Source organism: Faecalicatena orotica (genome assembly GCF_003149245.1).
In the GTDB taxonomy this organism is placed as follows: Bacteria; Bacillota; Clostridia; order Lachnospirales; family Lachnospiraceae; genus Faecalicatena_A; species Faecalicatena_A orotica.
Genome location: NZ_QGDL01000004.1, coordinates 240,385 through 265,611 on the forward strand (window position 1 = coordinate 240,385; position 25,227 = coordinate 265,611).

19 protein-coding genes are annotated in these 25,227 nt (G+C 45.7%); 2 read left to right on the plus strand and 17 right to left on the minus strand.

Translation table 11 applies throughout. The annotated features are described in order from the left end of the window. Positions 1 to 28: 28 nt before the first annotated feature. The 9 genes from A8806_RS08620 to A8806_RS08660 all read right to left on the minus strand — a co-directional run bounded on the left by A8806_RS08620 (position 29) and on the right by A8806_RS08660 (position 10,103). A complete protein-coding gene (locus tag A8806_RS08620) occupies positions 29 to 268 on the minus strand; it encodes a helix-turn-helix domain-containing protein (RefSeq protein ID WP_109730785.1) in 240 nt (79 codons plus the stop codon). Between the two features lie 220 nt (positions 269 to 488). Further along, positions 489 to 1,820, minus strand: coding sequence for an alpha-L-fucosidase (locus A8806_RS08625; RefSeq protein ID WP_109730786.1), 1,332 nt, complete (start codon positions 1,818 to 1,820; stop codon positions 489 to 491). Between the two features lie 9 nt (positions 1,821 to 1,829). Then, a complete protein-coding gene (locus A8806_RS08630; protein ID WP_109730787.1) occupies positions 1,830 to 2,654 on the minus strand; it encodes a carbohydrate ABC transporter permease in 825 nt (274 codons plus the stop codon). Next, the gene (locus A8806_RS08635) at positions 2,651 to 3,517 is read right to left on the minus strand and encodes a carbohydrate ABC transporter permease (protein WP_109730788.1); all 867 of its coding nucleotides are present in this window, start codon (positions 3,515 to 3,517) and stop codon (positions 2,651 to 2,653) included. Before A8806_RS08635 ends, A8806_RS08630 begins: the two co-directional genes overlap by 4 nt. 114 nt (positions 3,518 to 3,631) lie before the next feature. Then, entirely contained in the window at positions 3,632 to 4,957 is a 1,326-nt protein-coding gene (locus A8806_RS08640) for an ABC transporter substrate-binding protein (protein WP_109730789.1), read from the minus strand. A gap of 171 nt (positions 4,958 to 5,128) precedes the next feature. Next, complete coding sequence (locus tag A8806_RS08645; RefSeq protein WP_109730851.1) at positions 5,129 to 6,154, minus strand: LacI family DNA-binding transcriptional regulator; 1,026 nt, start codon at positions 6,152 to 6,154, stop codon at positions 5,129 to 5,131. A gap of 121 nt (positions 6,155 to 6,275) precedes the next feature. Next, positions 6,276 to 7,856, minus strand: coding sequence for a response regulator transcription factor (locus A8806_RS08650; RefSeq protein WP_109730790.1), 1,581 nt, complete (start codon positions 7,854 to 7,856; stop codon positions 6,276 to 6,278). A gap of 115 nt (positions 7,857 to 7,971) precedes the next feature. Continuing rightward, the gene (locus A8806_RS08655) at positions 7,972 to 8,820 is read right to left on the minus strand and encodes a class II fructose-bisphosphate aldolase (RefSeq protein WP_109730791.1); all 849 of its coding nucleotides are present in this window, start codon (positions 8,818 to 8,820) and stop codon (positions 7,972 to 7,974) included. After that, positions 8,808 to 10,103: an MFS transporter gene (locus A8806_RS08660; protein ID WP_109730792.1), complete on the minus strand. Its 1,296-nt coding sequence runs from the start codon at positions 10,101 to 10,103 to the stop codon at positions 8,808 to 8,810. Before A8806_RS08660 ends, A8806_RS08655 begins: the two co-directional genes overlap by 13 nt. A gap of 304 nt (positions 10,104 to 10,407) precedes the next feature. On the opposite strand from A8806_RS08660, the gene A8806_RS08665 reads away from it, so the two are divergent. Together A8806_RS08665 and A8806_RS08670 are read left to right on the plus strand one after the other, a co-directional pair. Beyond that, positions 10,408 to 14,973 carry a C1 family peptidase gene (locus A8806_RS08665; RefSeq protein WP_109730793.1) on the plus strand — a complete coding sequence of 1,522 codons (4,566 nt, stop codon included), beginning with the start codon at positions 10,408 to 10,410 and terminating at the stop codon, positions 14,971 to 14,973. 29 nt (positions 14,974 to 15,002) lie between these two features. Then, positions 15,003 to 15,773: a DeoR/GlpR family DNA-binding transcription regulator gene (locus tag A8806_RS08670; protein ID WP_109730794.1), complete on the plus strand. Its 771-nt coding sequence runs from the start codon at positions 15,003 to 15,005 to the stop codon at positions 15,771 to 15,773. A gap of 102 nt (positions 15,774 to 15,875) precedes the next feature. Here A8806_RS08670 and A8806_RS08675 read toward each other — a convergent pair whose 3' ends face one another. From A8806_RS08675 to A8806_RS08710, 8 genes are all read right to left on the minus strand, one after another. Continuing rightward, complete coding sequence (locus tag A8806_RS08675) at positions 15,876 to 17,648, minus strand: sensor histidine kinase (RefSeq protein ID WP_109730795.1); 1,773 nt, start codon at positions 17,646 to 17,648, stop codon at positions 15,876 to 15,878. Then, the gene (locus A8806_RS08680; RefSeq protein WP_109730796.1) at positions 17,645 to 19,183 is read right to left on the minus strand and encodes a response regulator; all 1,539 of its coding nucleotides are present in this window, start codon (positions 19,181 to 19,183) and stop codon (positions 17,645 to 17,647) included. The genes A8806_RS08675 and A8806_RS08680 overlap by 4 nt, the downstream gene beginning before the upstream one ends. Positions 19,184 to 19,223: 40 nt before the next feature. Beyond that, positions 19,224 to 20,063, minus strand: a complete 840-nt coding sequence (locus A8806_RS08685; protein ID WP_109730797.1) for a carbohydrate ABC transporter permease — start codon at positions 20,061 to 20,063, stop codon at positions 19,224 to 19,226. Continuing rightward, complete coding sequence (locus tag A8806_RS08690) at positions 20,056 to 20,922, minus strand: carbohydrate ABC transporter permease (RefSeq protein ID WP_109730852.1); 867 nt, start codon at positions 20,920 to 20,922, stop codon at positions 20,056 to 20,058. The genes A8806_RS08685 and A8806_RS08690 overlap by 8 nt, the downstream gene beginning before the upstream one ends. Before the next feature lie 107 nt (positions 20,923 to 21,029). Beyond that, positions 21,030 to 22,340 carry an ABC transporter substrate-binding protein gene (locus A8806_RS08695; protein ID WP_109730798.1) on the minus strand — a complete coding sequence of 437 codons (1,311 nt, stop codon included), beginning with the start codon at positions 22,338 to 22,340 and terminating at the stop codon, positions 21,030 to 21,032. A gap of 283 nt (positions 22,341 to 22,623) precedes the next feature. Continuing rightward, a complete protein-coding gene (locus tag A8806_RS08700; RefSeq protein ID WP_109730799.1) occupies positions 22,624 to 22,863 on the minus strand; it encodes an RNA-binding S4 domain-containing protein in 240 nt (79 codons plus the stop codon). 87 nt (positions 22,864 to 22,950) lie between these two features. Then, positions 22,951 to 23,226, minus strand: a complete 276-nt coding sequence (locus A8806_RS08705) for an HU family DNA-binding protein (RefSeq protein ID WP_109730800.1) — start codon at positions 23,224 to 23,226, stop codon at positions 22,951 to 22,953. 229 nt (positions 23,227 to 23,455) lie between these two features. Next, positions 23,456 to 25,186, minus strand: a complete 1,731-nt coding sequence (locus tag A8806_RS08710) for a phospho-sugar mutase (protein WP_109730801.1) — start codon at positions 25,184 to 25,186, stop codon at positions 23,456 to 23,458. Positions 25,187 to 25,227 lie beyond the last annotated feature (41 nt).

Sequence of the window (25,227 nt, forward strand, 5' to 3'; positions counted from 1 at the left end):
TTCATCACGCTCTTGTTCCTTCTTTGTATCAGTCATTATCTTTTCCTCCGTTGGTCAATTGTATTTTCTCTCCGTTAGGCAGTGTAAATGACTGCTCATAGGAAATATTTAACTCATCAGCTATTTTTACAAGTTCTGTATCTGTGATAGTCCCTCTCTTTAGCTTTGCACTAAAGTTTTGGGGAGACTGACCTATTCGCCGTGCAAGTTCAGACAGACTTATATCCATTCGGACACAAAGCACTTTGATTTGTTCTGCTGTTGTCATATTACACCTCCATCAAACTTTTGTTTTCTATTATAAACGTTTTCGTTGAAGATTACAACCCCAGCACCAAACAGTAGTGTCAAGCCAATCTACCGAAAAGCAAAGAAAACCCGGCATAGCCGATAATTACGACTATGCCGAGTTTTTCAAGGAAATAAACTCCCTTCGACGCACCTGCTAATCAGCGGGCTTTATTATAAATTTTCCAGACAGTCACTTATTACTCCCCTCCCGGAATCCGAACCCCGGCCATCCTGAACCCTGACTCATTTTTCAATATGTTCAGGTATACGCCTTCCTGCTCCGTCCTGTATGTAAGCTCTACGTTTTCATCAAGAGCTATGACACCCTCCGGTGCTTTTGCACCCTTGATAAAGATTTCCTGCGGCAGCTTTTCCTTCACATCCGCGAATACAAAAAGGTCATCCTCTTTTCTTGTGTAGAAGAGGTCCACATCTTCACGCAGCTCGTTTTCCCGTTTGCTGCATCTGGTTCCATAAATTCCTTCGCCGTTTACTTTGAGCCATTTTCCGATTTGTTTGAGACGTTTTACCTGCTCCTGAGGGATTGTCCCGTCCGCTTTCGGTCCGATATTAATCAGCAGGTTCCCGTTGTTGGAAACAGTTTCTACAAGGAGCCTGATAAATTCCGGAACAGAAATGATCTTGTCATCGCCTTCCTCTGCATTATATCCAAAGGATAGGCCCATGCCCCTGCACATCTCCCATTTTTCATCCCGCGTGGATTCTCCGTATTTATATTCTTTTGTCGTATAGTCATGGTATAATCCGTTGAACCGGTCATTGACCACTCCCTCCTCCACAGTATTGTAATAATGGGAAAGCAGTCCGGGAAGCGCATTCACGCCCTGCCGCGGCCAGCCGATATCATTCCAGAATACTGACGGTTCGTACCGGTCTATGAGTTCCTTACTCTGCATGTAGGCATAATCTGCATATGCCGCGGTCGGGCAGGCATTGTCAAAATTGTCTTCTTCCCGGTAAATGGGATCGTTGGCAAAACGCCAGTCGATGATTCCGGAATAATAGGTTCCCATCCTCATCCCCTGATTTCTGACCGCCCTGGTCAGTTCCCCGGTAATATCCCGTTTGGGTCCTCTTTTTACGGAATTGTAGTCTGTATACTCACTCGGGAAAAGGCAGAATCCGTCATGGTGTTTTGTGACCAGAACAACATAGCCCGCCCCGGCCTCTTTAAAAAGCTCCGCCCATTCATCGGGATCCCATTTCTCGGCTTTCCACATGTCTGCAAAGTTTTCATAGGCAAAATCTTCCCCATATACTTTTTTATGGTGCTCATAACTCGGTCCCTGCCCCACATTTACGGAATTATAATACCACTCTGCATAAGGGTTGTTACAGAACCATGTTTCATCCCCCGGCACCTCGCCTAGTTCCCATGTTCTGGGTGCATATGCCGGGACGGAATACAGTCCCCAGTGAATAAATATTCCAAATTTGCAGTCCTCATACCAGTCCGGCACCTCATGGGTGCGTACAGAATCCCATGTTCCAGAATAATGTTTTTTCATCGTCTCCTCCTAACCTTTCACGGCTCCCGCAGTCATTCCTGCAATAATATATTTTTGTGCAAAAATGTAAACCAATATAACCGGTATGGATATCAGTACCATATCTGCACACACCAGATTCCAGCTTCTGCTGTACTGTCCGTAAAAATTGTAGACAGACAGAGGCAGTGTCCATTTATCGGATGAATTTAACAGATACATTGGTATCTGCAGTTCATTCCAGATCCACATAAAGTTCAGCACCGACGTGGTAGCCAGCACCGGCTTCAAAAGAGGAAAGATTACAAGTGCGAACAGTTTCCCACCTTTTGCCCCGTCCATGACGGCCGCTTCATCCAGTTCCCTTGGAATGCCTTTGATAAAACTTGTGAAAAGCATGGTGGAAAACGGAATATATAATGCACTGTAAACACAGATCAGTCCCAGTCTTCCTCCATACAGTCCCAGCCGTTTCAGGAGTTCAATCGTCGGGAGGGCCGCAAACGGCGCTATAATTCCAAATGTCATAAAACGGTAAATGAACCGGCATGGCTTCGTATTTCTTCTTACAACAACATAGCTAAGCATCGAAGTCAGCAGAATTACGATTAAAACCGCTGATATCGTGATTACACAACTGTTTACAAGGGACCGGAGTACACTCCCCTGTTCCCAGACCGTTTTATAGTTTTCAAACATCCATACCTTCGGCAGAGATATGTTCAGGTAACTCGCCTCGCCTTTTGTTTTAAATGATGTAAAAACAACCATAAGGATGGGGTAGATAATCAGTATACTCAGAACCCAAAGCACAACTTCCAGGATGACATTTGTCGTCTTTGTCTTTTTACTCATTCTGCGTTCTCCCACCTTTCACTAAATTTCTGATAAGCAACTGCTACAATTACAAGGATCACCGTAAACACAAGGTTGATTGCAACAGACTGTGCGTACCGCCCCGTTGCCATCTCGTTCATCATCAGCGTTCCAAATGTCTCCGTATCATGCCCCGGGCCGCCGCCTGTCATAACATATACAAGGTCGAACATCTTCAGTCCATAAATCAAACTAAATAAAATGTTTACATTTACGGTCGGCATGATCAGGGGAAGCGTAATATTCTTAAACAGGGCCCACCCGGAGGCCCCGTCAATCTTTGCCGCCTCAATATACTCCGGTGAAACAGACTGCAGACCTGCCAGTGTGATTACAATTGCGTACCCAAGATTTCTCCATATCTCTGCAATAGAAATCGCGAATACAGCCGTCCACCTGCTGCCCAGCCACTGGATCTTGCCTGCCCCGAACATCTGTACCAGCAGATTAATCGTACCGTTCCTTGTCTGAAAAAGCGCACTAAAAATCAAGCCTACAACCAGCGCGGAAAAAATGGCCGGAATAAAATATACAGTTCTGATTGCATTTCTCGTTTTCAACTGCCTGTTCAGTATCAGGGCGAAAACAAATCCAAGTACTGTAACAATGATTGTTTTGGCACCTGCAAAAATCAGCGTATTCACCAGTGCTATCGGCACCGTCCTGTCGCTGAAAACCTCAATGATATTTTTCAATCCCACGAAACTCACATCATGCACATATGAATTCCAGTCTGTAAATGCATAGGCATATCCGATTGTAGACGGAAGCACAAAGAAAATAACAAATACTATCACCGGAATGATCATCATATAGCGCGGATATATTTTTTTTGTATCCATAGACTCTCCCTTCCTTTCATCAGAAGCAGTGGTTCAAAAAAACGCGAACACCTGCCGTCCGGGGACAAAAAGTGCCTGCCTGTTTCTGGCTGACAGGCAGGCACTTCTTCCTTCCTACTTGAATCCTTCTACGTTCTGTGATGTTGCTACTTTAATTCTCTCATCATCCATCAGTTTCAGGCACTCTTTCACGTCTATATTTCCTACCAGAAGTTCCTGAATGCATTTTCCGCCATCGTTTTGTGAGAATCCGATAATCTCAGGATTTGCAATAGACGGATTACCTACTTTTGCAATACTCTCTTCTGCTCCCTGATACTGGGAAGAAAGCTTATTCGTTGTCATTCCTTTGAACGTCGGTGTCGTTGCAATGCCGTCAAACGCCTCATTATAATTTTCCGGGTCTGCACAGAAGTTCACAAACTCTGTTGCCGTATCTACCTTATCCCCATTCTTATTAACGAGTAAAAGTGAGTTATTCCCGCCTTCATAGGTTCCTTCCTCTGCCGTTCCCATGAAAATCGGCATCAGACCGAAGTCATCACTTGTATAGTCATAGGATTCGCTGTCATAATCTGTATCAAACCATGTATCCCAGCAGAAGATCATTGCTGCTTCGCCTGTTCCGAGCACTTCACTGCTGTAATCCCATGTATCTGTAGAATAATCCTTCCCAAAATATCCTTTTTCAGCACTTGTCTTGTACCACTCAAGAAGGCTTGTCATTTCCGGAATATCAGAATACGTTGTCTGATTGCTGTTGATCTTCTCCAGAAGATCGCCATCCTTAAAGATGGGGTCCATTCCAAACTGGTACAGAAGCGGCCATGAATCTGCCGCCGCCATATAAATCGGCTGGATTCCTGCATCCAGAAGCTTCTGGCATACCTCGTCGAATTCGGCCTGTGTCGTCGGCACCTTTAAGCCCTGTTCCTCAAAAATCTTCTTGTTATAAAAGCATCCTGATACAGATGACTCCCAGAATGGAAGTCCGTACACTACACCATCCCTCATTGTCTGTGCCTTTGAAGTGTCTGCAATATCATCCACCCATTTGGCATCCGTAAAATCCACAAAATTCTCTGCCGGATTGTAGGCATCCAGACTGTAGCCGCCGAAATGCATCAGGATATCCGGGATATCTCCGGTCTGGAATTTTGTCAGGCAGACACTCTCGAAATTACTTGCATCCAGCCCCTGAACGTCAATCTTATTTCCGGTCTTCTCTTCATAAAGCTGGAAGATTTTCTTCATATATGGTTTCGCAGCATCATCTGCATTCCCATATAATGTAAGAGTTACTCCCCCGTCTGATTTACCATCTGTTTTCTTGCTCTCCTTTTTCGCATCTCCCGATCCGCCTGAACACGCGGAAAGCATCCCTGCTGCCAGGGCCGTTGAAATCAACAGCGCCGCAATCTTTTTTCCTCTCTTTTTCATAAAACTTTCTCCTCCTTTCGTTTATGTCCTCATTATATCTGATGAAGCAATGAATAAGAATGGGAAAAAAGAAGAGAAAATATGGACAAAATGCATATATGGTAAACAGTAACGGTTAATATGCTGCCCGGACAAAAAAGGCACCGGCCAAAGCGCCGATGCCTTTTTCATCTATGAAACGTTATATTTCGTCTTTATAATAATATCCGTATAAAGAAATTCTTCCGCCGGCTCCTGCCCCTTCTGCAGTATATCCGCCAGTACAAACAGGGAACGGTACCCTTGTGTATACCCATTCTGGTCAATCAGAAAATCCGCCACATTATCATGAAGCGCCTTTACGTTCTTCGGTGTCAGGTCATATATGATTACAAACGGCCGTTTCCTTTCCGGAAGCTTTTCAAAAGCATTGCGTATTCCAGCCTGCCCGCCTGATACAACAACGATGCCTGACAAATCCGGAAACACTTCCAGCGTGTTCGTAATAATCCTTTCCACTTCCGCCGTCTCATCAAAACTGCTCTGGACCCCGACAAGCTCCATCTCCGGAAAAGAGGTCTTTATCTCTTCTACAAATCCATCCACACGCATACTGTTGACACTGTTCCCAAAGTATCCGGTAATTACAAGTACCTTGCCTTTTCCGCCTGTCATGACCCCCATGAGCCCTGCTGCCGTACGCCCGCTCTTTTTGTTGTCCAGCCCGACAAAACAGCTCCTCTTTGTCCCGACAATATCTGAATTGAATGTAACGACAGGAATGTTCAGGTCTTCCACCAGATGGTTGATCCGCTCCCTGACCGCATTACATTCCACCGGCATGACTGCAATTCCCGAAACGCCCTGGGCAGCCAGCTTTTCCATCGCCTTCAGCTGCTCATTCTCGTCCACTGTCATGCATTCCTCCAGAATCAGTTCCACATCCCTGTCAGCCAGTTCCCTGCGTGCATCCTCGATGCCCTTCTTCACCTGAATCATAAAAGAAGCCTTCGACAGCTGGGTCACAACCCCGATCTTAATATGCTGTTTATCTTTCTCATTCCTTTTACGCTTCGGTATATAGCCAAGTTCCTTTGCAATATCCTGAATGTGCTTCGCCACCTCCGGATTAATCCGCCCCCGGTTATTCAAAGCCCGGTCGACCGTCCCCCTGGACACTCCCGCAGCCTCCGCTATATCCTGTATCGTCACTGCCATAATACGCTCACCATTCCTTCCGCCCTTCATGCACGCGCTTTTTCACGCTGTCCACGCAATACGCACGCATCTTTCGTTCATTATAATATATCGGACGGCATTTGACAAGCAAAATCAGAAATTAGCCAGCTTGCTTCCGGTAGTCCGCCGGGCTCATCCCCGTCTGTTTTTTAAATGCTTTTGAGAAGTAATGATAATCATTCATCCCCGATAATACAGCCACATCTTTAATCTTTTCATTCGTATTGCAAAGCAGGTCCTTCGCGCACTCCATGCGCAGGTCCATCAGGTAATTAGAGAAACCGATCCCCATTTCCTGTTTGAACAGATAACTCAGATAAGCCGGGTTTACATTTGCTGCCTCAGCCGCATCTGTCAGCCCGATCTGTCCGCGGTAGTGTTCATGCAGAAAATCGACCACTTTGCGGATTACAGGCCCCGCAGTTTCCGGAATTTCCTTTTTTCTGGAGCTTAACAGCTTCTTGCGGTACTCCTCACAGTATTCTGTAAGCTGCCCGATCTTAATAATGTTTCCATATGCCTCCGGAGCACGTTCTATGGAGACTTTCTGATCCAGTTCTTTCAGCCAGTGAATGACAAGCCTGCTCTCTGTATGGCACCTCTCAAACGCCTCTGCCGCCTTCTTAAACGCCTTCTCCATATCATCCGCCCTGTGTGTATCTATATAGGAAGTCATCTCCCTTGAAAGTTCCAGGGCTTCTTGCGGGAGTTCGCGGCCAATCAGGGGGGCACCGTCATAATACAGAATGTTGCTGTTCTCATAAAAATACAGCTTTGTAATCTCTCTCACCTGCTGGTACGCCTGCCGGATGCCCTCTTCGCCGAAACAGATTCCACTCACACCCACGGCAAATGTATATGGTTCCTCTTTACTGCACCGGCAGCATGCCGTTGCCACACTGGTCAGGCGCTGCCTCATCAGGCTGTCCCTGCGCATTTGTGACAGGTCGAGAAAACAGCAGAAGACGCCCTCGCCCAAATACACTTCTTCCACAAATTCCTTTTCCCCGCCCAGCAGTTCAGATAAACAGCCAAACAGCTTCTGGAGAAGATGCTGGCTGTACTGCTCCAATTCAAGCGGCGGGCAGTTGGCCTTGATTCCGCCAAACCCGGGCATAAAAAGACTCACCACTGCACTGTTCGTAAATTTCCCGGATACACCGGCCTCGATTCTTCTATTTTCCCGCTCCTTTGGGGATAAAGAACCAGACAGAAGCCCGTTAAAATAATGATACTTAAGGGAGTGCCGCCCCATCTGTGCAAGCTTCTTCGTCTCGTCAACCTCTTTCTGCCGGGACTGGATGCCCGCAAGCTGGGGCTTCGTCTTCTCCAGCATCTCATAGAGGCTGTCTTCATTCAATGAGTTTTTCAGGACATACTCATTCGCACCAAGCTTCATTGCCTCTTTCACATACTCAAAATCATCATGACAGCTCAGTACGATAATATAGATTCCCGGATTATCCAGCCGTACACGCCGGATCAGCTCTATCCCGTCCATGAGGGGCATAGATATATCCGTCACTACGAGGTCGGGGTGCTCCTTCTCAATCACTTCCAAAGCTTCTTCCCCGTCACGCAGATCTGCAATAATCTCATATCCGGACCGCTGCCAGGAATCCAACTGCTTCAGATAGCTCCTGACCAGAAAATCATCATCTACTATGACCGTCCTATACATCTAAAGCGCCTCCTATGTACCAAACTTCATGGTTACTAAAGCAGCCGGTTCTTCCCGGCTGCTGCTATACCTGATATTATACAGAAACTTTTTTCCGCCGTAAAGCAGACATTTTCTATACCAGGGGCTTTTTACAATTAAAGACATCAATATGGTGCTTTACATTCTGGTAAACGCCCTCTACCATCGCCTCATTCAGAGAGAAGTAGTTATGTACACCTGCCCCTCCTATGTATTCCTCTGCTTTTTTCACCAGAGAGTTGAAACTTGCGGTTGCAATATTTACCTTGCGGATTCCAAGTGATATCGCCTTCCTGAAGTCTTCGTCCGTGATGCCGCTTCCCCCGTGGAGTACAAGCGGGACATCCACTGTTTGATGAATCTCCTCCAGAACATCGAATGCAAGCTTTGGAGCCACCGGATAATTTCCATGTGCATTTCCGATTGCAACAGCCAGTGCATCCACACTGCTTCTTTCGCAGAAAACTTTCGCATCCTGCGGGTTCGTACAGCGGATTCCATGATTTTCCGAACCGTCCTCACTTCCGCCTACCAGTCCCAGCTCAGCCTCCACTGTCGCACCATACTCGTCTGCCAGATTTTTTGCGGCTATCGTCCTTGAAATATTTTCTTCAAATGGAAGTGTTGACCCGTCAAACATCACGGAAGTAAACCCAAGCTCAAGAGCCTTCTTTAAAGTTTCCAATGTCTGTCCGTGGTCCAGATGCACTGCCACATCCACCTTTGCTTCTCTTGCCGCCTGCACCATCATAGGCCCCATCATTGCCAGTGGTGAATGTTTCAGCCTGACTTCCGCAATCTGCAGTATGATCGGGGTATCCAGCTCCTCTGCTGCCTGTATTGCGCCTTTAACCATTTCCATATTACCTACACTGAACGCGCCGCACCCTCTGTTTTCCTTTGCCGCCTGAATAAGCAGATCCTTCATTTTTACAATTGACATATCGTCTCCTCCTTTTCTACCTGAATCTCTTCCTGTTTGACTACTGCATCTTTAGAATCTTTTTTTAATTCTCTTTCCAGTAAAATAATAAATATAAATGCTGCCGCTGCGAATGCCACACCGATCTTAAAGACCAGGTTCATATCATATCCTGCATTCGTCACAGCCCCCGAAATTGCCGGGGCACCAAGGCTTGCCGCTACGATTCCCGACATGACGATCCCATAATTTTCCCCTGAATACTTCAGTCCGAATATCGAACTTGTCAATGACGGGAAACTTCCCATAATTCCGCCGTAGCATCCATACATCAGGATAATCGCGATGGTGGTCACATAAGACCTAGACACAACAAGTGTTATCATGGCAATCATCGTAACTACCGTAACCCCCATCACACACTTCGTACGGCCCGTTTTATCAGAGATCGTAGGAAGCAGCAGCCTGACTGCCGCATTTACCACAGACCCGAACATGACTGCACTGGCCGCAACTGCCGCGCTGATTCCCCGCTCAGACTGAATGATCTGTGAAACCGGAGAAACCATAAAGTATGACATCAGCCCGCAGAGCATGGTGGCTACCAGAAAATAAAACTTCTTCGTACGGATCATTTCACCCGCGGTATACTGGTGCTGCTCCTTGCCGCAGCTCTGTATCTGGGCCTGCGATGCAGAGCGCATCAGTTTATCACCCAGTTCTTTATCCGGGTTTTTAATAAAAATGACTCCGAATATCCAGGAAGCCGCGATGGCGGAACCGATCACAAGAAACGTGAATTTCGGCCCTCCCGCCGCCAGAAGCGTCCTGCTCAAAGGCGCCAGGAAAAATCCGCACAGACCATTGGCTGTCACGATAATCCCTGAGGCAAACCCGATCTTATGGGGAAACCATTTCTGCGCAATAGAAAGAATCGTAGTATAGATCATTCCCTGTCCGAATCCCTGCATAAATCCATAAGTTATATAAATCGGTACCGGTGATGGCACGATCAGAAATGCAGACAACAGAATTCCCGCGGAAAAGATCCCTCCCCCGATCAGAATCGCTATCTTTGGATTATATCTGTCCTGAATCCGGCCGCCTACAATATTTCCAAAAACAAATGTGACAAGCGCCAGATAAAAGCACATCGACGCCTGCCCCTGCGTCCACCCCGCCTGTTCCATCACATAAGGCTGGTAAAGTGACCACACGTGCGGATACCCTGTAAAAAATATGGCAAACGCACCAAAGACCATCATAAGGTTCCTTTTCCTTGTCTGAGTTTTTTCTAACGCCATCCCATTTCTCCTCCCGATTTCTTCCTTAACTTTTCATTTTTGAGTATGTTTTGGTAATGTCTTTATGTTATTTTTATCATATTTTGGTGTTTTTGTCAACTCTTTATTACATCTTAATTACATCTCTGCTGTAAACTATCTGATTGCTTGAGTTACGGGATGCCATTTTGGGTATATTTTAGTTATTTATTCACAATTTAACCAGAATGTACTATAATGTATTCAGGTTATCTAACTAAACCGGCTCCCAGAATCATAAGCCGGCCGGTTAACATTCACCAGACGGATAAACAAAGGAGAAAGTATGAAAAAAGATGTTTGTAAAAGGGGTGTTCGGATTGCAGCTTTATTAATGAGCTGTCTGCTTGCTGTTATTCCGGTATCTGCATCCAGTTCTGAAGTAGACAGGGAATCTCCCTATACAGGAGATGTTATTGTTGCTGTCAATGTAAATGCAGAGATTGACGATGATAATAAATTTTATGATTCGCTGGAATCCACAGGACTTGAAAGCATATGGGATTCAGCAGGAACAATGAGCCGCTCACCAGACCAGTTGGAGGAATCAAAAGGAACCCGGTGTGGTATGCAGGCCATTCTGGAAGAAAACAGAATGGACATGCCAATACTGGAAGAATTACCCCAAATACCTTCCGTATTCAGTGATTCTTCTTACAAGGAAGGCGACGAAAAGGAGATACTAACAGCATCCCATAGAGATACACTGACAGATAACAAATTCACCGCTGCAGTCATTGCCACAGGGGACACCTGTACCATCTGGGCCGATAAGAATTATGCGGAGCAGTTGGTATCTGAAGAAAGTGATAAGATCCAGGCGCTTGTACAGGAGATCGATGACCGTATAGCACCTGTGCTTCTTGAGAATTTTGGGGATTCGCTTGGGTTCGATGTAGATCATGACAGGAAGACCGCCTTTGTCATCTACCCTTTTAAAGAAGATGATCTATGTGGCTTTTTCGACCCGATGGATGTCATATCTGGTCTGGGCGGGGAGTATGAAGAGTATAGAGATTCCGGATGCCAGATGGATATACTGCACATTAATCAGACATTTCTTGGAACAGATATTCTGTATCCCACCATTGCACATGAAAACCAGCATTTGATTAATTTCGCCCAGACCCTGGGATATTCGGACACATGGCTGAATGAGGTATTTTCTGAAAATGCCCAGGCTCTGGCAGGTTATGGCAATGATGAGGCCTCCCCTGAGGCAAATCAGGCAATCCATTCCATCAATACAAGCGGGTATGCCTATCCCTTCGTGTTTACCGGATCCTATGTACCGCCGGTGGCAGACACATACGGACAATGGTATCTGTTTGGCCGTTATCTTGCCGCCCAGACAGAAGGCCTTGACGGTGGAGGCAATAATATATATAAGACGATTTTTAAGGCTGCCAGCGAGGAAGGCAGCGATCACGGAATCTGTAATACAGATTCTCTTATGAAAGCACTCACACTGATCGGCTATGAGGGACCGGATGAATTTGAAAATCTGCTTTTGAATTATCATATGGCGCTTCTCCTCCGGCAGTCAGAAGGTCTGTACAGTATCGCCAAAAATGAGGAGAATCCATCTCTTATTGATGAGATTGAATTAGACCCCATCATCCCCCTACGGAATAATGAAAGGCTGGATAAGATTCCGGGAGGCGGCTCAGCCTGTTATGTAAGCAGTCCGGGACAAATAGAACCGGCAGGGTATGGAACACATATTCAATATGCAGCGGCAGATCTGGAAGAAGTTATCTCTGATAAAGAACCAGAATATCTGCTGCCGGGAGAGAAGATTACCTTAAGTGCCCGCGGCAGGGATACGGTAATCTATTATACAACAGACGGGTCAGACCCGGCAGACAGTGATTCATCAAGGAATCTGTATGAAGCTCCAATTCCTGCTAGGTCTAATATGGTTCTGAAAGCCTGTGCGTATTATTCCATGTACGATAAATATTCTCCTGCTTATACATGGGAGTACCATGTAAGACCGGCAAAGGTTACCGCCTCCCCGGAAATAACAGATAAGATGCAGCCGCTGCTTGTACAGGAGGGAACCTTTGTAACCCTTTCCTGTGAAACCGAGGGGGCCAGGATTTATTATAGTACAGAAGAAGGTGTTGCAGCCCTGGAAGATATGACCCTTTACACAGCACCCATTCCGGTTAACGGAGATACCGTCATCCAGGCAGTAAGCAGGATGGAGGGAGATGCAGAAGTTGAAAGCGGATTGCCCTGTATTTTCCGATACCGCACAGAGACAAAAGACGGAGACCGGTATGAACCGAATAATGACTTTGAACAGGCAGCGTCCTTTAGTTTTCCATCGGTATTAAAGGGAACTCTTCATACGGCAGAAGATGTGGATATGTATACATTTACCCTTGAAAACACCGAGAATCTTAGTCTTACTCTTACCCCGCCGGCATCGGGGAATTATGGCCTGACACTTTTTGACAAGGACAGAAAAGAGATAGGCAGCTCCGAGTTAAAAGGAAACAGCCAGAACATTCGTGTCACAAACGCCAACTCAGGAAAGTATTATGTAAAAGTAAAGAGTCTGGACGACAGCAGTTCTGATCTGGAAAGCTATGAGCTGGCTCTAAAACGGGAAATGAAAGCAGAGAATATCAAAAACCTGGATTTATCCGAAATGAGTATGCTCCGGGCGCTCAACCAGAAGGGCAGTGAGACCGCCTGGTACATGGGAGCAAACGGCGGAGGACATTTTCAAATGTCTATGGCTTATTTCTCCAGCTGGGAAGGGCCGCTGTTAGAAGAGGATGACCCATATCCATCCCAAGGAGTTGATGGAGCTGATCTGGAGAAAGAGTTTCAGGGGACTCTATATCAAAGTACTGCCGAAAAAGCACAGTACCATGTGCAGAATGCATTGTATCTGCCAAATGATACCCGTGAGAATTTTATAGCAAATATAAAGAATGCCCTGTACAGCTATGGCGCTGCAGACATCTACGTTCTATGGTCTTACAGACATGCAACTGATGATAAGAAGAACCTGTATGTGGAAAAAATGAGTTCAGAATATGAAGCAGAAGGAGGCGGCCATATTATTACCGTCACCGGCTGGGATGATAATTACAGCCGGGATCATTTCACAGGCAGCAAAATGATAGCAGAACGCACAGGGGCAGCACCTCCAAAGCCGGAGAATAACGGCGCCTTTATCTGTAAAAATTCCTGGGGAACAGGAGCAGGGGAAGACGGTTATTTTTATCTTTCCTATGAGGATGCCTATATGATGAGTAATCTCGCGGCTGTATTTATGGCAGATGAACTGCCGGATGCTTATAACCATCAATATAAAAACGATACAAAAGGCTTTGTAGCCATCCTTCAAGGCAATTCCCCTCTTGCAGTCAGCGAAGTATTCGAATGCGGGGATAAGCCTGAACTTTTAAGGGCTGTTTCTTTCCAGACCGGCCAGACGAACTGCCATTATGAGATCTTTGTAAGAACAGGAAGAGAAACCGGACAAGAACCTCTGAAGAAGGTGGCGGAAGGAACAAAGAAATATGCAGGGTTTTATACGGAACGCCTGGAGACACCGATACTGATTGAGGCTGGTACCTCTTTTGAAGTGATCATCCGGTTTCAGGGACTTTTGGAGAATAGCGTTTCCATTTGCGTCAGTTCTGATACCGGGGCAGCGGAAGGACAGCAGGTTGAACGGATTGCAGGAAAGGCATACGGCTATGAAGATTTCAAAGAAGGGCTGGATATAGGAATACTGGGATATTATCCCTGTATCCGTGCCTATACTTATGATGTTACGACACCGGACTATCGGGAAACATCCCTGCAGGGTGGACAGGAGTCTCCTGTGCAGCCGGAAGAACTCTCTCCCAAGGTAATGAAACTGGTGGAATCAGTAGTTCCAGTAACGGAAGAAGATGAGACACCATCCGTATACGGTGCACGTAAGGTAAACATGGGAAATAACAGCAGCGCCCCGGCGCCCGTAACAAATCTGCCGTCAAGATTTGACCTGCGGGAGACAGGCACCATGACTCCGGTGCGCAATCAGGGACAGATTGGATCCTGCTGGACGTTTGCGGCGATTGCCTGTGTGGAAAATAATCTTGCAAGAACTGGAGGAGATGCGGTGGATTACCCGTCAAGCTTAAGTCTTGATAAGAGTGAAATAAATGTATCGCTCGGTGCCAAACAGCCAGAGCAGCCAATTTATCTGAAAGCAGTGCTTGGAGGCGGCCAGAACCCCGCCTCCACGAGGATTAACTGGAAAATAAGCGGTGACGCAGACAGTGTACAAATGAACCAGAGCACCAGCTTAAGCGGTGAAGAGGCTTTCGTACTTAAGGCTGTAAAGCCGGGGATTGTAACCGTTACGGCAGAAAGTGATGCAGATATGACCGTTACCGCAAACTGCCGGGTAATCATTACTGCAAAAGGCGTTGAAACTTTAAAAGTTACACCAGATAACATGACATTAAATATCGGTGAGACAGGACAGATTACTTCTGAAATCACTCCTGCCGATGCTTATGATCAGACAGTATTATATGAAAGCAGTCACCCGGAAATTGCTTATGTGGATAAAAATGGTCTGGTTACTGCCGCCTCTGGCGGAAAAGCTGCTATTACTGTAAGGGCTGGAGAAGAACTGGCGAAAGTAGAGGTAACAGTGAAGGGTAAAGCGGCGGCAGTGCCAGGGGCAGGGACACATTCTGGTACAGCAGCAAAGAAGGACATTGGAACAGGAGATGAAAACAAGATCAGTATGTGGACGCTATTGATGCTTTTCGGTTTATGCGGAATCGTAGGAACATTGGCATTTAGAAGAATACAGACTGGTGTTTTGTAAGAATCAATTTCATTCAAAAGGAGCTTGTTATGAGAACACAAAGAATTGATTTGATAGAAAAATATATTATGCGGGAGAAGTCTGTCACCCTCGATGTCCTCTGCGAGGAATTCAAGGTTTCCAAGAATACCATCCGCAGAGACATTGACTCGCTGGCAGAAAAGGGCGTAATCCGGAAAGTATACGGCGGAGTTACAGCCGTATCCGCATCCGGGCTTTCTCCCAAACTGATCCCCTATGAGACCCGCCACTTCACACTCCCTGAAGAAAAAGATCAAATATGCAGGCTGGCTTCACAATATGTGAAAGACGGGGATATCATCTACATAGACACCGGCACGACGTGCCTCAATATGGTCGACCATATTTCAGACAGGCAGTGTACCATCCTGACCAACAGCCTGCAGGTATGTCTGAAGGCCGTGCCCTATCCGAACCTGAACATCATCTCCCTCCCCGGGAAATTAAAGCGAGAAACCCTGTCCTATGTAGGAAGCGAAATCGTAGATTACCTTAAGACATATAATATAGGAAAAGCCTTCATGGCATGCTCCGGGGCCACCATAGAAAACGGCCTTACAAATGCCACGACAGAAGAATACATCGTAAAGAAAGCTGTCATGGAAAACACGGGCGAGTCCTACCTTCTGGCGGACCACACAAAATTCGGGCACTTCTCCCTGATGACCTATGCACATCTGGAGGATATTGATTATATTATCACGGACCAGACACCGGGAAATGAGTATACAGATTTTTGTCAGGAACACCAGATACAGATCGTGGCTTGTAGGGAATAGAATCCGCGCAAAAAAACGGAGAGGGGCCCCTGATGTCTGTCCCCGGCTCTCACCGCCGGAGATATCTCCCCTCCCCGTTCTCTATAGTCACGGGTTTCTTTTTTAGTTTTCCCTCTTTGGCACGACAAGCGTTATCGTTGTGCCTTTTTCCTCTTCGCTGAATATATTGATTCCGTAATCCAGTCCATAGATTAGTTTGATCCTGTCATCCACATTCCCAATCCCGATTCCTGTGAAATGCTCACTTTTCCGGTTTTCTTTTTTATGGAGCGCCATGAGCTGTTCTGTCCTGATTCCGACTCCGTTGTCGGTGATGTCAAACTTCAGGTTTCCCCCTGTCTCTTTTACAAATACCTGAATCCGGCCTGTCCTGCCCTCAGGAAAAGCATGGAAAAAGGCGTTCTCTACAAATGGCTGCAGGATCAGCTTCGGTACCTTATAGTGATTGCACTGGGGCATCACAAAGAATTCTACCTTTATGGCATCTCCATAGCGTGCCTGATTGATCAGCACGTAATTGTTCAGATTTTCTATTTCCTGCCCTACTGTTACGAATTCATCCGAATTGCTGATCACATTTCTCAAAAGAGAAATAAATGCATCTATTACTTTCGTGGATTTTCCGGCATCTCCCTGCCAGATGAGCCATTTGATGCTCGCCAGCGTATTATACATGTAATGCGGGTTTATCTGCATCTGGAGCGCATGGATCTCTGCAGTACGCTTATCTTCCTGAACCCGGATCAGCTGGGTGATATATTTATCGAGTTCATCCACCATCCTGTTGTATGTTTCCGACACTTCCCGCACTTCATAAGTCCCCTCCACCGGTACGTGTCCCTTGAAATCATTATCCTTCGAATTCTTCATAGCCTTCACAAGAACACCCAGAGGCTTGGCCTGCTGCCTTAGAAAATAAATCAACAGACAAACAACTGCTGCCGAAATCAGTAACGTAAGCAGCACGAGATTATTCACATTGTAGTGTTCCTTAAAAGCCTCATCCGGATTAATGATTCCAACAATCTTATAGTTCGTGCTCTGCAGTTTCTGCATCAGGTATGTGCGGATGCTTCCGCTCTTTTTAATTTCTTTCCGGTCTTCCTCTTGTCCGGTCATGGCTGCAACAACTTCGTCAAGCTCCTGGTACACTGTATTCCCTGATTCGAAGAACTCCCTGTTATCAGACGATATAACTTCATTATCCTGATTCAGCAGCACAATATCACTCGTTCTGGATGTAAAATGACTGTACATCCTGCGGATATCACTTTCCTTAATTGTAATAAACGCAATTGCATCCGCGTACCCCGTATTACTGTAGGACCAGGCCTTAGCCATCATAACAACCGGCTCACTCTTCATGACATTCGTAAAGCCGGATGGTTCATATTTACATATAATTTTATTCATATTGGCTCTTGCCGCTTCCGCCACCCGACTGTTCCAGATTTCATCCTTTTCGGATGCAAAGATATCTGATTTACTGCACAGGTAACTTTTCCCGTCCTGCCCCAGAATGAAGACACTGATTTCATTGTAATCGGTTATCTTTGAATTTTTCAGCTGCTCATTCAGAAGATACCGGTTTTCCATCACGGCTGTTTCATCCTTCTGTACCTTCGTAAGATATGTCTCCATATTTTCATTGCCGCTTATGGCGGACATAATATCTGTCATATCCCGGTAAAAATCATAGAATTCACTATCAATCTGGCTGAAAATCTTTTGCTGGGACTCGGCAAAATTATCTACAAAAACCTTTTTGGAAATGGTGATATTTACGACACTGAGCAATACCGCCAGTATCACAATACCGATGATTACGGTTCCCACTACTTTAAACAACAGGCTGTTTGCATGTATCTTCTTCATCGTTCCCTTAGTTTTTCCCTTCTTCTGAAACCACTGGGTGTATCCCCTGTCATTTTCTTAAACACCCTGCAGAAATAGCTGTGTTCCGAGTAGCCTGCCGCGCATCCGATTTCAGCAATTGACATATCGCTCTCCCTTAAGAGATTCATGGCATGCTCAATTCTTAACTTGTTCAGGTATTCATTGAATCCTTCTTTTGCCGTCTGGCTAAAATACGAGGACAGGTAGTGATAGCTAAGCCCGAACTGTTCTGCGATATCAGACAGGTCGAGGGGCTCCTGATAATGGGATGCCACATATTGCTTCATTGCTATAATACGCCCGTCGTCTGCACTGCAGTTCTGTTCCAGAATCAGTTTCAGACCGGATATGATCTGATCCAGCGCCTCCTCAAAGCGATCCAGCCACACAGCCTCATCCAACATTGCAAAATACTTTTCTTTCAGGCTGTCACTGTCTATTGAAAAATGATTCTCGAGTTCAATCAGATAATTATACAGAAGATTCCGCGCAAGATTCTTAAGCCTCTCCTCCTCCATCTGGCACTTCAGAAGATATCTCACATATTCCTCAAACATTTCCAGCGCTTCTCCATGATGCCGCTGGCTTAAAAGTCTCGTATAAGTCTCGAATTCAAATCTTCTGACAGCCCCGTCTTCCTGATAGCCCTTTGTGATAAGCAGATGCCTTTCCGGATAATAGAAGGCACGCGCCATCTCCTTTGTCACTTCCTGCCGGTAATGACGCCGCATCTCCTGCTTGTCGGTAAAGTTCAGGCTCAACACAAGGAATGCCCGGGGATAGGCACGGCATATCCGCCCTGACACATCTTCTGCGTCTGTTATGACCGCCTGTTCATCCTTCCTGCGGTAATTGATAATGACACAGAGAATTCCTTCATTCAAAAATACCGGAAGTGTAACATAATCCTCTTTTTCTTTATAATATGATACCAGCATATTCTGTACAGAAGACATCTCCTCCTTGCGCCGTCCCGCCGCCTCTCTGACATTCAGCGCCAGCAGGCGGAAAAACGTATGTGGGAAACACTGTGAAAAAGTTACTTCATCAAGCTTTTCCTGAAAACCCAGCAGAAATTTCTCCGCCTGACCGGCAAACGGTACTTCCTTTCTGGAGTTCAGCTGAAAACCGGGGATCCGGTCAACCGCCTTATGCAGCGTATTCAGCAGAATTTCCGGGTTGAGGGTCGGTTTCAGGACATAGTCCGCTGCCCCGTTTAACAGGGTCGCTTTTACATATTCAAACTTATCGTAACTGCTTAATATGATAAGCTGTATGTCAGGGTAGCGTTTCCCCATAATATCTGAAAACTCAATCCCGTCAATAACAGGCATGACAATATCGGTAAGCACGATATGAGGTTTTCTTTCCTCCACCAAAAGGAGGCCCTCCTGACCGTTGGATGCCTCTCCAACGATCTGAAAGCCCTCTTTTTCCCATTCCAGCATATGCTTCATTCCCTGACGCATGATAAACTCGTCATCTATGATCAGTACTCTGCAATAATCATCCATTTAAAATCACCGCCCGGTTTTTTGCGTAATCTATGGCCGTCTAGCCTTTCACAGACCCTGTCATGCCGGCAACAAACTGTTTCTGCATTAAGAAGAAAATAAGCGCCGTCGGTATGGTAGCGATCACAACTGCTGTCATTATCATACCATAATCCGGTGTATATGAGGACCCCATTGCAGAAATTACAAGAGGAAGTGTTCTCTTTTCCGGTGACTGTAAGGCAATCAGGGGCCAGAGGTAATTATTCCAGCTTGTCATAAAAGTAACAACAATGGCTGCTGCATAGCATGATTTGTTAGTCGGCATGAATATCCGGAAGAATATCCCAGCTTCTCCGAGACCGTCGATCCTTGCAGCCTCAATCAGCTCTTTCGGAAAACTCTGTGTATTCTGCCTGAAAAAGAAGATCAGGAATGCAGTGGCAATTGCGATGATGATGACTGCCATTGGTGTATTCAAAGCGATTACTTTCAAAGGTCCCATGCTGTTGAATTTACTAAACAGCCTGAATAACGGTACCATGAGTGCTGCGAACGGTATCATCATGGATAAAAGGATCAGGCTGAAGACCCTTTCCCTCGCCCTGGATTTATAAATGACAAATGCATAGCCTGCCGCCGAAGAAACAACCATTGCCAGAATGGTCGTCACAACTGCGATCAGAAGTGAGTTTTTAAAGGCCGCGGTATACTGGAGGTCTGATGCAAGCAGCGTCTTCAGATTTTCAAAAAAATAGCCGCCGGGCATTAACGTCCCTTTTGTAACATCCACAGACTGGTTGGTGGATGCGATGATCATCCAGAAAATAGGAAATACCGATACAATCGATGCAATCGTCAGAAACACATATTGTAAGACACGTAATACCTTTTTACTCATTCTTATCACCTACTTTCAGCTGAATAAAAGACAGTACCATGATCATGATTACGATGACATAGGAAACTGCTGCCGCGTATCCGAAATCCGGCGAGTACTTAAACAGGATATTATAAATATACTGCGAGATCGTAATTGTCGCATTGGCCGGTCCGCCCTGTGTGATGTTCATCGGCTCATCAAACAGCTGCAGTGTACCGATCGTGGAGTTGATCGTCGTAAAAAGGATGATCGGTTTAAGCATAGGTAGTGTGATACTCTTAAATTTCTGTAAAGCCCCGGCGCCGTCGATCTCCGCCGCCTCATAAATAGAATCATCGATTCCCTGCAGGCCGGAGAGGTAGAATACCATATTGTAACCGGTCCACCGCCACGTAATTGCAAGTATGATCAGAATCTTGGCCCACACCGGGTCCGTGATCCAGGAAATCGGCTCCGCGATCACATGCAGATTCATCAGGAGTACATTTACAAAGCCGTCTGTCGCAAACAGGCTCTTGAAAATAATCGAATATGCAACCAGTGAAGTCACGCAGGGCAGAAAGATCGCTGTTCTGAACAGGCCTTTAAACTTCAGCCGCTTACTGTTCAGCATAGATGAAATCGCCAGTGCCAAAAGGATCATGATCGGCACCTGCACGACCAGATAAATCAGTGTGTTAAACAGCGCTTTTCTGAATGTGGTGTCCGTAAGCAGCCTCTTATAGTTTTTAATACCTGCAAAGGCCAGTTTATTTCCTGTACCTGTCTCAAATGAAGTGATAAATGCCTGTATCATCGGGTAGAATACAAATGCAACTATTAATATGATGCTGGGGATGATAAACACCCACGCCCTCCGGTTGAGCCGGGGGCTCATTTCTTTCTTAACGACTGGTCCCGCCACGTCTTTCCCTCGCTTTCTTACATGACAGCAGCCATTCACCCTAAAAGTAAATGGCTGCTGTTGTTATTAGGATGATGCCATTATTGAGCTACTGCTGCTTCAACCTGTGTCTGGTAATCTGCAAGTGTTTTATCCATATCAGCCCCGCCCATAATTGCCTGCACAGCCTCTGTCATCATATCTTCTATTGCATATGTATCTTCTCCGTAATTTACAGACGGAACTTCATTTGTCCACTCTGCAAAGTCACCGAATATCTCCTGTCCGCCATAAAAATCTACACCCTTGCTGTAATTTTCAGCCTCACTTGATGCCTTCAGCGTACTTACAAGGTTGATATCCACTGCAAGCTGATTCATCAGGTCGATATTGGATGCAAATGTTTCTTTCAGAAATTCTTTTGCGGTATCTTCATGTCCAACATTTTTCAGGACATACCAGCCGGCGCCGCCGATAGAGGAAGCATTGACGGAATCTGCATTTTCAGCCATTTTCGGGAATGCAGCGACTGCCCATTTACCGCTCTGGTCCTCTGCTTTCATCACAGATGGTGATATCCAGCAGCCTGTCGGCACGGAAGCAACTTCTCCATTGTTAAATGCTCCTACGAACTGGTCCCAGTCAGATGTTGTCTTTGTAATCCCTGCGTCAACCAGATTTTTGTAAGTCGTGATTGCATCTTTCAGTGCCTGATTGTCAGCGATATCTACCTTACCGTCTGCATCCGTATACCATGCGCCTGCACTCTGGAGCATCATACGGATCTGTCCCAGGTCACTCGGATCCAGTGTCAGCATGGCTTTCCCGGTTTTTTCTTTCACTGCTTTTCCAATCTCAATATATTTATCCCATGTCAGGCCATTCATATCGTCCTGTGTGTATCCCGCCTCTTCGATCAGGTCCGTGCGGTAAAACATAGCCGCCACCCCACTGTCAAACGGGACTCCATACATCTTTCCGTCAATCTGGTTTACCCCTGTCTTGTACTCCGCAAAATCGCCGGCAGACGCTATATCAGATAAGTCTGAAAAATCGTCCTGGTATGCATTCAGATATCCCTGAATCCTGTAATCCTCGATCAGAACGATATCCGGCAGGCCGTCATAGGAGCCTGATGAAAGACTTGTGTTCAGCTTTGCTACAATATCATCCTGAGCCATAGTCACCACTTCTACATCCACATCAGGATTCTTTGCGGCATATATTTCCTTTGCCTCGTTTGCGGCCTTGATATTAAAGGACTCATCCCATGCCCAGATTGTAAGCTTATCCTCGCTCTTGGCCGATGTATCCTTAGAGTCCGCCTCTTTGCTGTCTGATCCTGAACAGGCCATAAGCCCGATCGTCATGGCTCCTGCCAGCAGGATTGCCAGTACCTTCTTCATTTTCATTACAACATCCTCCTTTTCTCTTCCAATACGCCTCTGCGTATTTCATGTTTATACTTTACCATCAGGGCATAGAAAACTCATAGGAATATCTTTTTCTAAATTTTACAATATTTATGGAATTAACTGGTGATAAAAGTTAAGAATTGAAGATTTTTTCTGAATTTGGACTTTTTTAAGATTTTACATCTTGTTCCGGTTAAATCAAATAAGCATATTCAAAAAACCTGCAGTCAGGTTACCTGAATATGCTTACGTTCATAGAAATATTCGTATACATAAAGTTTTATAAATATCTGAAGAGTTCTTTCGCCTCTTCTTTTTTCGTTGTGTCCTGAATATCCAGCACCTCTGCCTTAACAGTCTTTGTTCCAAACTGGATTTCAATAATATCCCCCGGCTTCACTTTCACGGACGCCTTTGCCACGGTTCCGTTGACAAGCACTCTCCCTGCATCACACGCTTCATTCGCAACACTGCGTCTCTTGATAAGCCGTGAAACTTTTAAAAACTTATCTAACCTCATACTTTATCCTTCCATTAATAAAAGCACTTATAATGCATACATTACAAGTGCTTTTTCATGTGTTTTATCTTATTGATTCAATAGCAATTAAGCGTTAACAGCGTCTTTTAAAGCTTTTCCAGCTTTGAATTTCGGTGCCTTGCATGCATCAATCTTCATTGTCTTGCCTGTCTGAGGATTTCTTCCTTCTCTTGCTGCTCTTTCGCTTACTTCGAATGTACCAAATCCTACTAACTGTACTTTATCGCCTTTTTTTAACTGCTCGGATACCACGTCGATAAAAGCCTTTAATGCTTTTTCAGAGTCTTTCTTAGAAATTTCTGCACTTTCTGCAATAGCTGCTACTAATTCTGTTTTGTTCATGGATAAATTCCTCCTCTTTATTGTACTAGAATATAATATTCTACAGTTTAGCAAAGGCTTTCATGTACTGGCGTTCACATGTTTTGCCCTTATGTACTGTTATAACTGTTTCATATATTTTTGTCAAGGATTTTTCCCGTATTTGCGCGCTTTTAGGCACTTTTTTAGGGTTTTTTAAGATTTTCCAGCCAGGGTGCTCCGGCTGGAAAATTATTCCTGACACGATATGTTACATCATCTTATCAATCATGGCAAGAACTTCTTTGCCCATCTGTTCTGATTTGGCATCTGCATCTTCCAGAGAAGTGCCTTTTACGCCATAGTAGAACTTCACTTTCGGTTCTGTTCCGGATGGTCTTACGCATAACCATGCATCGTCTGTCAAATCGTAATAAAGAACATTGGAATTCGGAAGTCCGGTTCCAGTTACTTCACCTGTCTCCATGTCTTTGATTGTGTCAGCCTTGTAATCTCTTGCCTTTAATACTTTATATCCTGCAATCTCCATCGGTGGATTCTTGCGCAGTGTCTCCAGGATCTCCTGAATCTTAGCCAGTCCCTCGATACCCTTCAGCGTAATCGCCTGAATATCGTCTTTGTAATATCCATAACGGTCATACAGTGCAATCATGGCATCCCACAGGTTCATTCCCAGTGTCTTATAATAAGCTGCCGCCTCACAGAGTGCCATTGTAGCAACGATAGCATCCTTGTCCCTTGCATGGGTACCGATCAGGCAGCCATAGCTTTCTTCGAATCCGAATAAATATTCACCCTTACCGCTTGTCTCAAATCCGAGTATCTGCTGTCCGATAAACTTAAATCCGGTAAGGACCTCGATCAGTCCTGCATCATAATACTTTGCGATCGCGTCTGCCATATTGGAAGTTACGATTGTCTTGATCAGATATCCGTCTTCCGGCAGGCCTTTCAGCTCTTTTCTCTCTCCGATCTCATAGTCAGCAAGCAGGCAGCCTGACATATTCCCTGTCAGATCATGGTAAACGCCATCCTTGTCCTTCACGCGGACGCCGAGCCGGTCAGCATCCGGGTCGGTAGCCAGCACGATGTCTGCATCTACTTCTTTTGCCAGCTTCAGTCCCAGCTCAAATGCTTCAGCAGCCTCTGGATTCGGATAGGATACAGTCGGGAACTCTCCATCCGGCAGTTCCTGTTCTTTTACTACATAAACATTTTCAAACCCAAGCTCTTTTAAGATGCGGCGGGCCGGGATATTACCGGTGCCGTGCAGCGGGCTGTACACAATCTTCAGGTCCTTGCCCACAGCGTCGATGGCATCCTGATGGAGAACCTGCTTTTTAAGCTCTGCTATGTAGGCATCATCAACATCTGCACCAATGACTTCATACAGTCCGGCAGCCTTTGCTTCCTCCAGGCTCATGGTCTTCATCGTGGTATAGTCTTCCACTGCCTTTACCTCATCCATGATTCCTTTGTCATGAGGTGGTGTGATCTGTGCGCCGTCTTCCCAATACACTTTGTATCCGTTATATTCCGGCGGGTTATGGCTGGCTGTGATATTGATTCCTGCGATGCATCCTAACTTCCTCACTGCATAGGACAGCTCCGGTGTAGGGCGCAGGGACTCGAATACATAGGATTTAATCCCGTTCGCAGCCAGACATAATGCCGCTTCGTCTGCAAATTCAGGTGACATGCGGCGTGAATCGTATGCGATTGCAACGCCTTTTCCCGCATTGCCACTTTTCATAATATAATTCGCCAGACCCTGTGTTGCCTTTCTGACGGTATAAATATTCATACGGTTGGTTCCTGCCCCGATAATTCCACGAAGCCCTGCCGTACCAAACTCCAGATCTGTGTAAAAACGCTCTTTAATCTCGTTATCATCCTCTGCAATGCTTCTCAGTTCTGCCTTTGTGTCCTCATCAAAATATGGGTTGGCTAACCATTCCTCGTATCTCTCTTTGTAATCCATACTGGTACCTCCTGCCTTAATTGTATGTTCCTATTATACAA

Excerpts from the sequence above, each read along its gene's own strand:
- A8806_RS08620 (WP_109730785.1), bottom strand. The coding sequence starts at position 268 with ATGACAACAGCAGAACAAATCAAAGTGCTTTGTGTCCGAATGGATATA.
- A8806_RS08625 (WP_109730786.1), bottom strand. The coding sequence starts at position 1,820 with ATGAAAAAACATTATTCTGGAACATGGGATTCTGTACGCACCCATGAG.
- A8806_RS08630 (WP_109730787.1), bottom strand. The coding sequence starts at position 2,654 with ATGAGTAAAAAGACAAAGACGACAAATGTCATCCTGGAAGTTGTGCTT.
- A8806_RS08635 (WP_109730788.1), bottom strand. The coding sequence starts at position 3,517 with ATGGATACAAAAAAAATATATCCGCGCTATATGATGATCATTCCGGTG.
- A8806_RS08640 (WP_109730789.1), bottom strand. The coding sequence starts at position 4,957 with ATGAAAAAGAGAGGAAAAAAGATTGCGGCGCTGTTGATTTCAACGGCC.
- A8806_RS08645 (WP_109730851.1), bottom strand. The coding sequence starts at position 6,154 with ATGGCAGTGACGATACAGGATATAGCGGAGGCTGCGGGAGTGTCCAGG.
- A8806_RS08650 (WP_109730790.1), bottom strand. The coding sequence starts at position 7,856 with ATGTATAGGACGGTCATAGTAGATGATGATTTTCTGGTCAGGAGCTAT.
- A8806_RS08655 (WP_109730791.1), bottom strand. The coding sequence starts at position 8,820 with ATGTCAATTGTAAAAATGAAGGATCTGCTTATTCAGGCGGCAAAGGAA.
- A8806_RS08660 (WP_109730792.1), bottom strand. The coding sequence starts at position 10,103 with ATGGCGTTAGAAAAAACTCAGACAAGGAAAAGGAACCTTATGATGGTC.
- A8806_RS08665 (WP_109730793.1), top strand. The coding sequence starts at position 10,408 with ATGAAAAAAGATGTTTGTAAAAGGGGTGTTCGGATTGCAGCTTTATTA.
- A8806_RS08670 (WP_109730794.1), top strand. The coding sequence starts at position 15,003 with ATGAGAACACAAAGAATTGATTTGATAGAAAAATATATTATGCGGGAG.
- A8806_RS08675 (WP_109730795.1), bottom strand. The coding sequence starts at position 17,648 with ATGAAGAAGATACATGCAAACAGCCTGTTGTTTAAAGTAGTGGGAACC.
- A8806_RS08680 (WP_109730796.1), bottom strand. The coding sequence starts at position 19,183 with ATGGATGATTATTGCAGAGTACTGATCATAGATGACGAGTTTATCATG.
- A8806_RS08685 (WP_109730797.1), bottom strand. The coding sequence starts at position 20,063 with ATGAGTAAAAAGGTATTACGTGTCTTACAATATGTGTTTCTGACGATT.
- A8806_RS08690 (WP_109730852.1), bottom strand. The coding sequence starts at position 20,922 with ATGAGCCCCCGGCTCAACCGGAGGGCGTGGGTGTTTATCATCCCCAGC.
- A8806_RS08695 (WP_109730798.1), bottom strand. The coding sequence starts at position 22,340 with ATGAAAATGAAGAAGGTACTGGCAATCCTGCTGGCAGGAGCCATGACG.
- A8806_RS08700 (WP_109730799.1), bottom strand. The coding sequence starts at position 22,863 with ATGAGGTTAGATAAGTTTTTAAAAGTTTCACGGCTTATCAAGAGACGC.
- A8806_RS08705 (WP_109730800.1), bottom strand. The coding sequence starts at position 23,226 with ATGAACAAAACAGAATTAGTAGCAGCTATTGCAGAAAGTGCAGAAATT.
- A8806_RS08710 (WP_109730801.1), bottom strand. The coding sequence starts at position 25,186 with ATGGATTACAAAGAGAGATACGAGGAATGGTTAGCCAACCCATATTTT.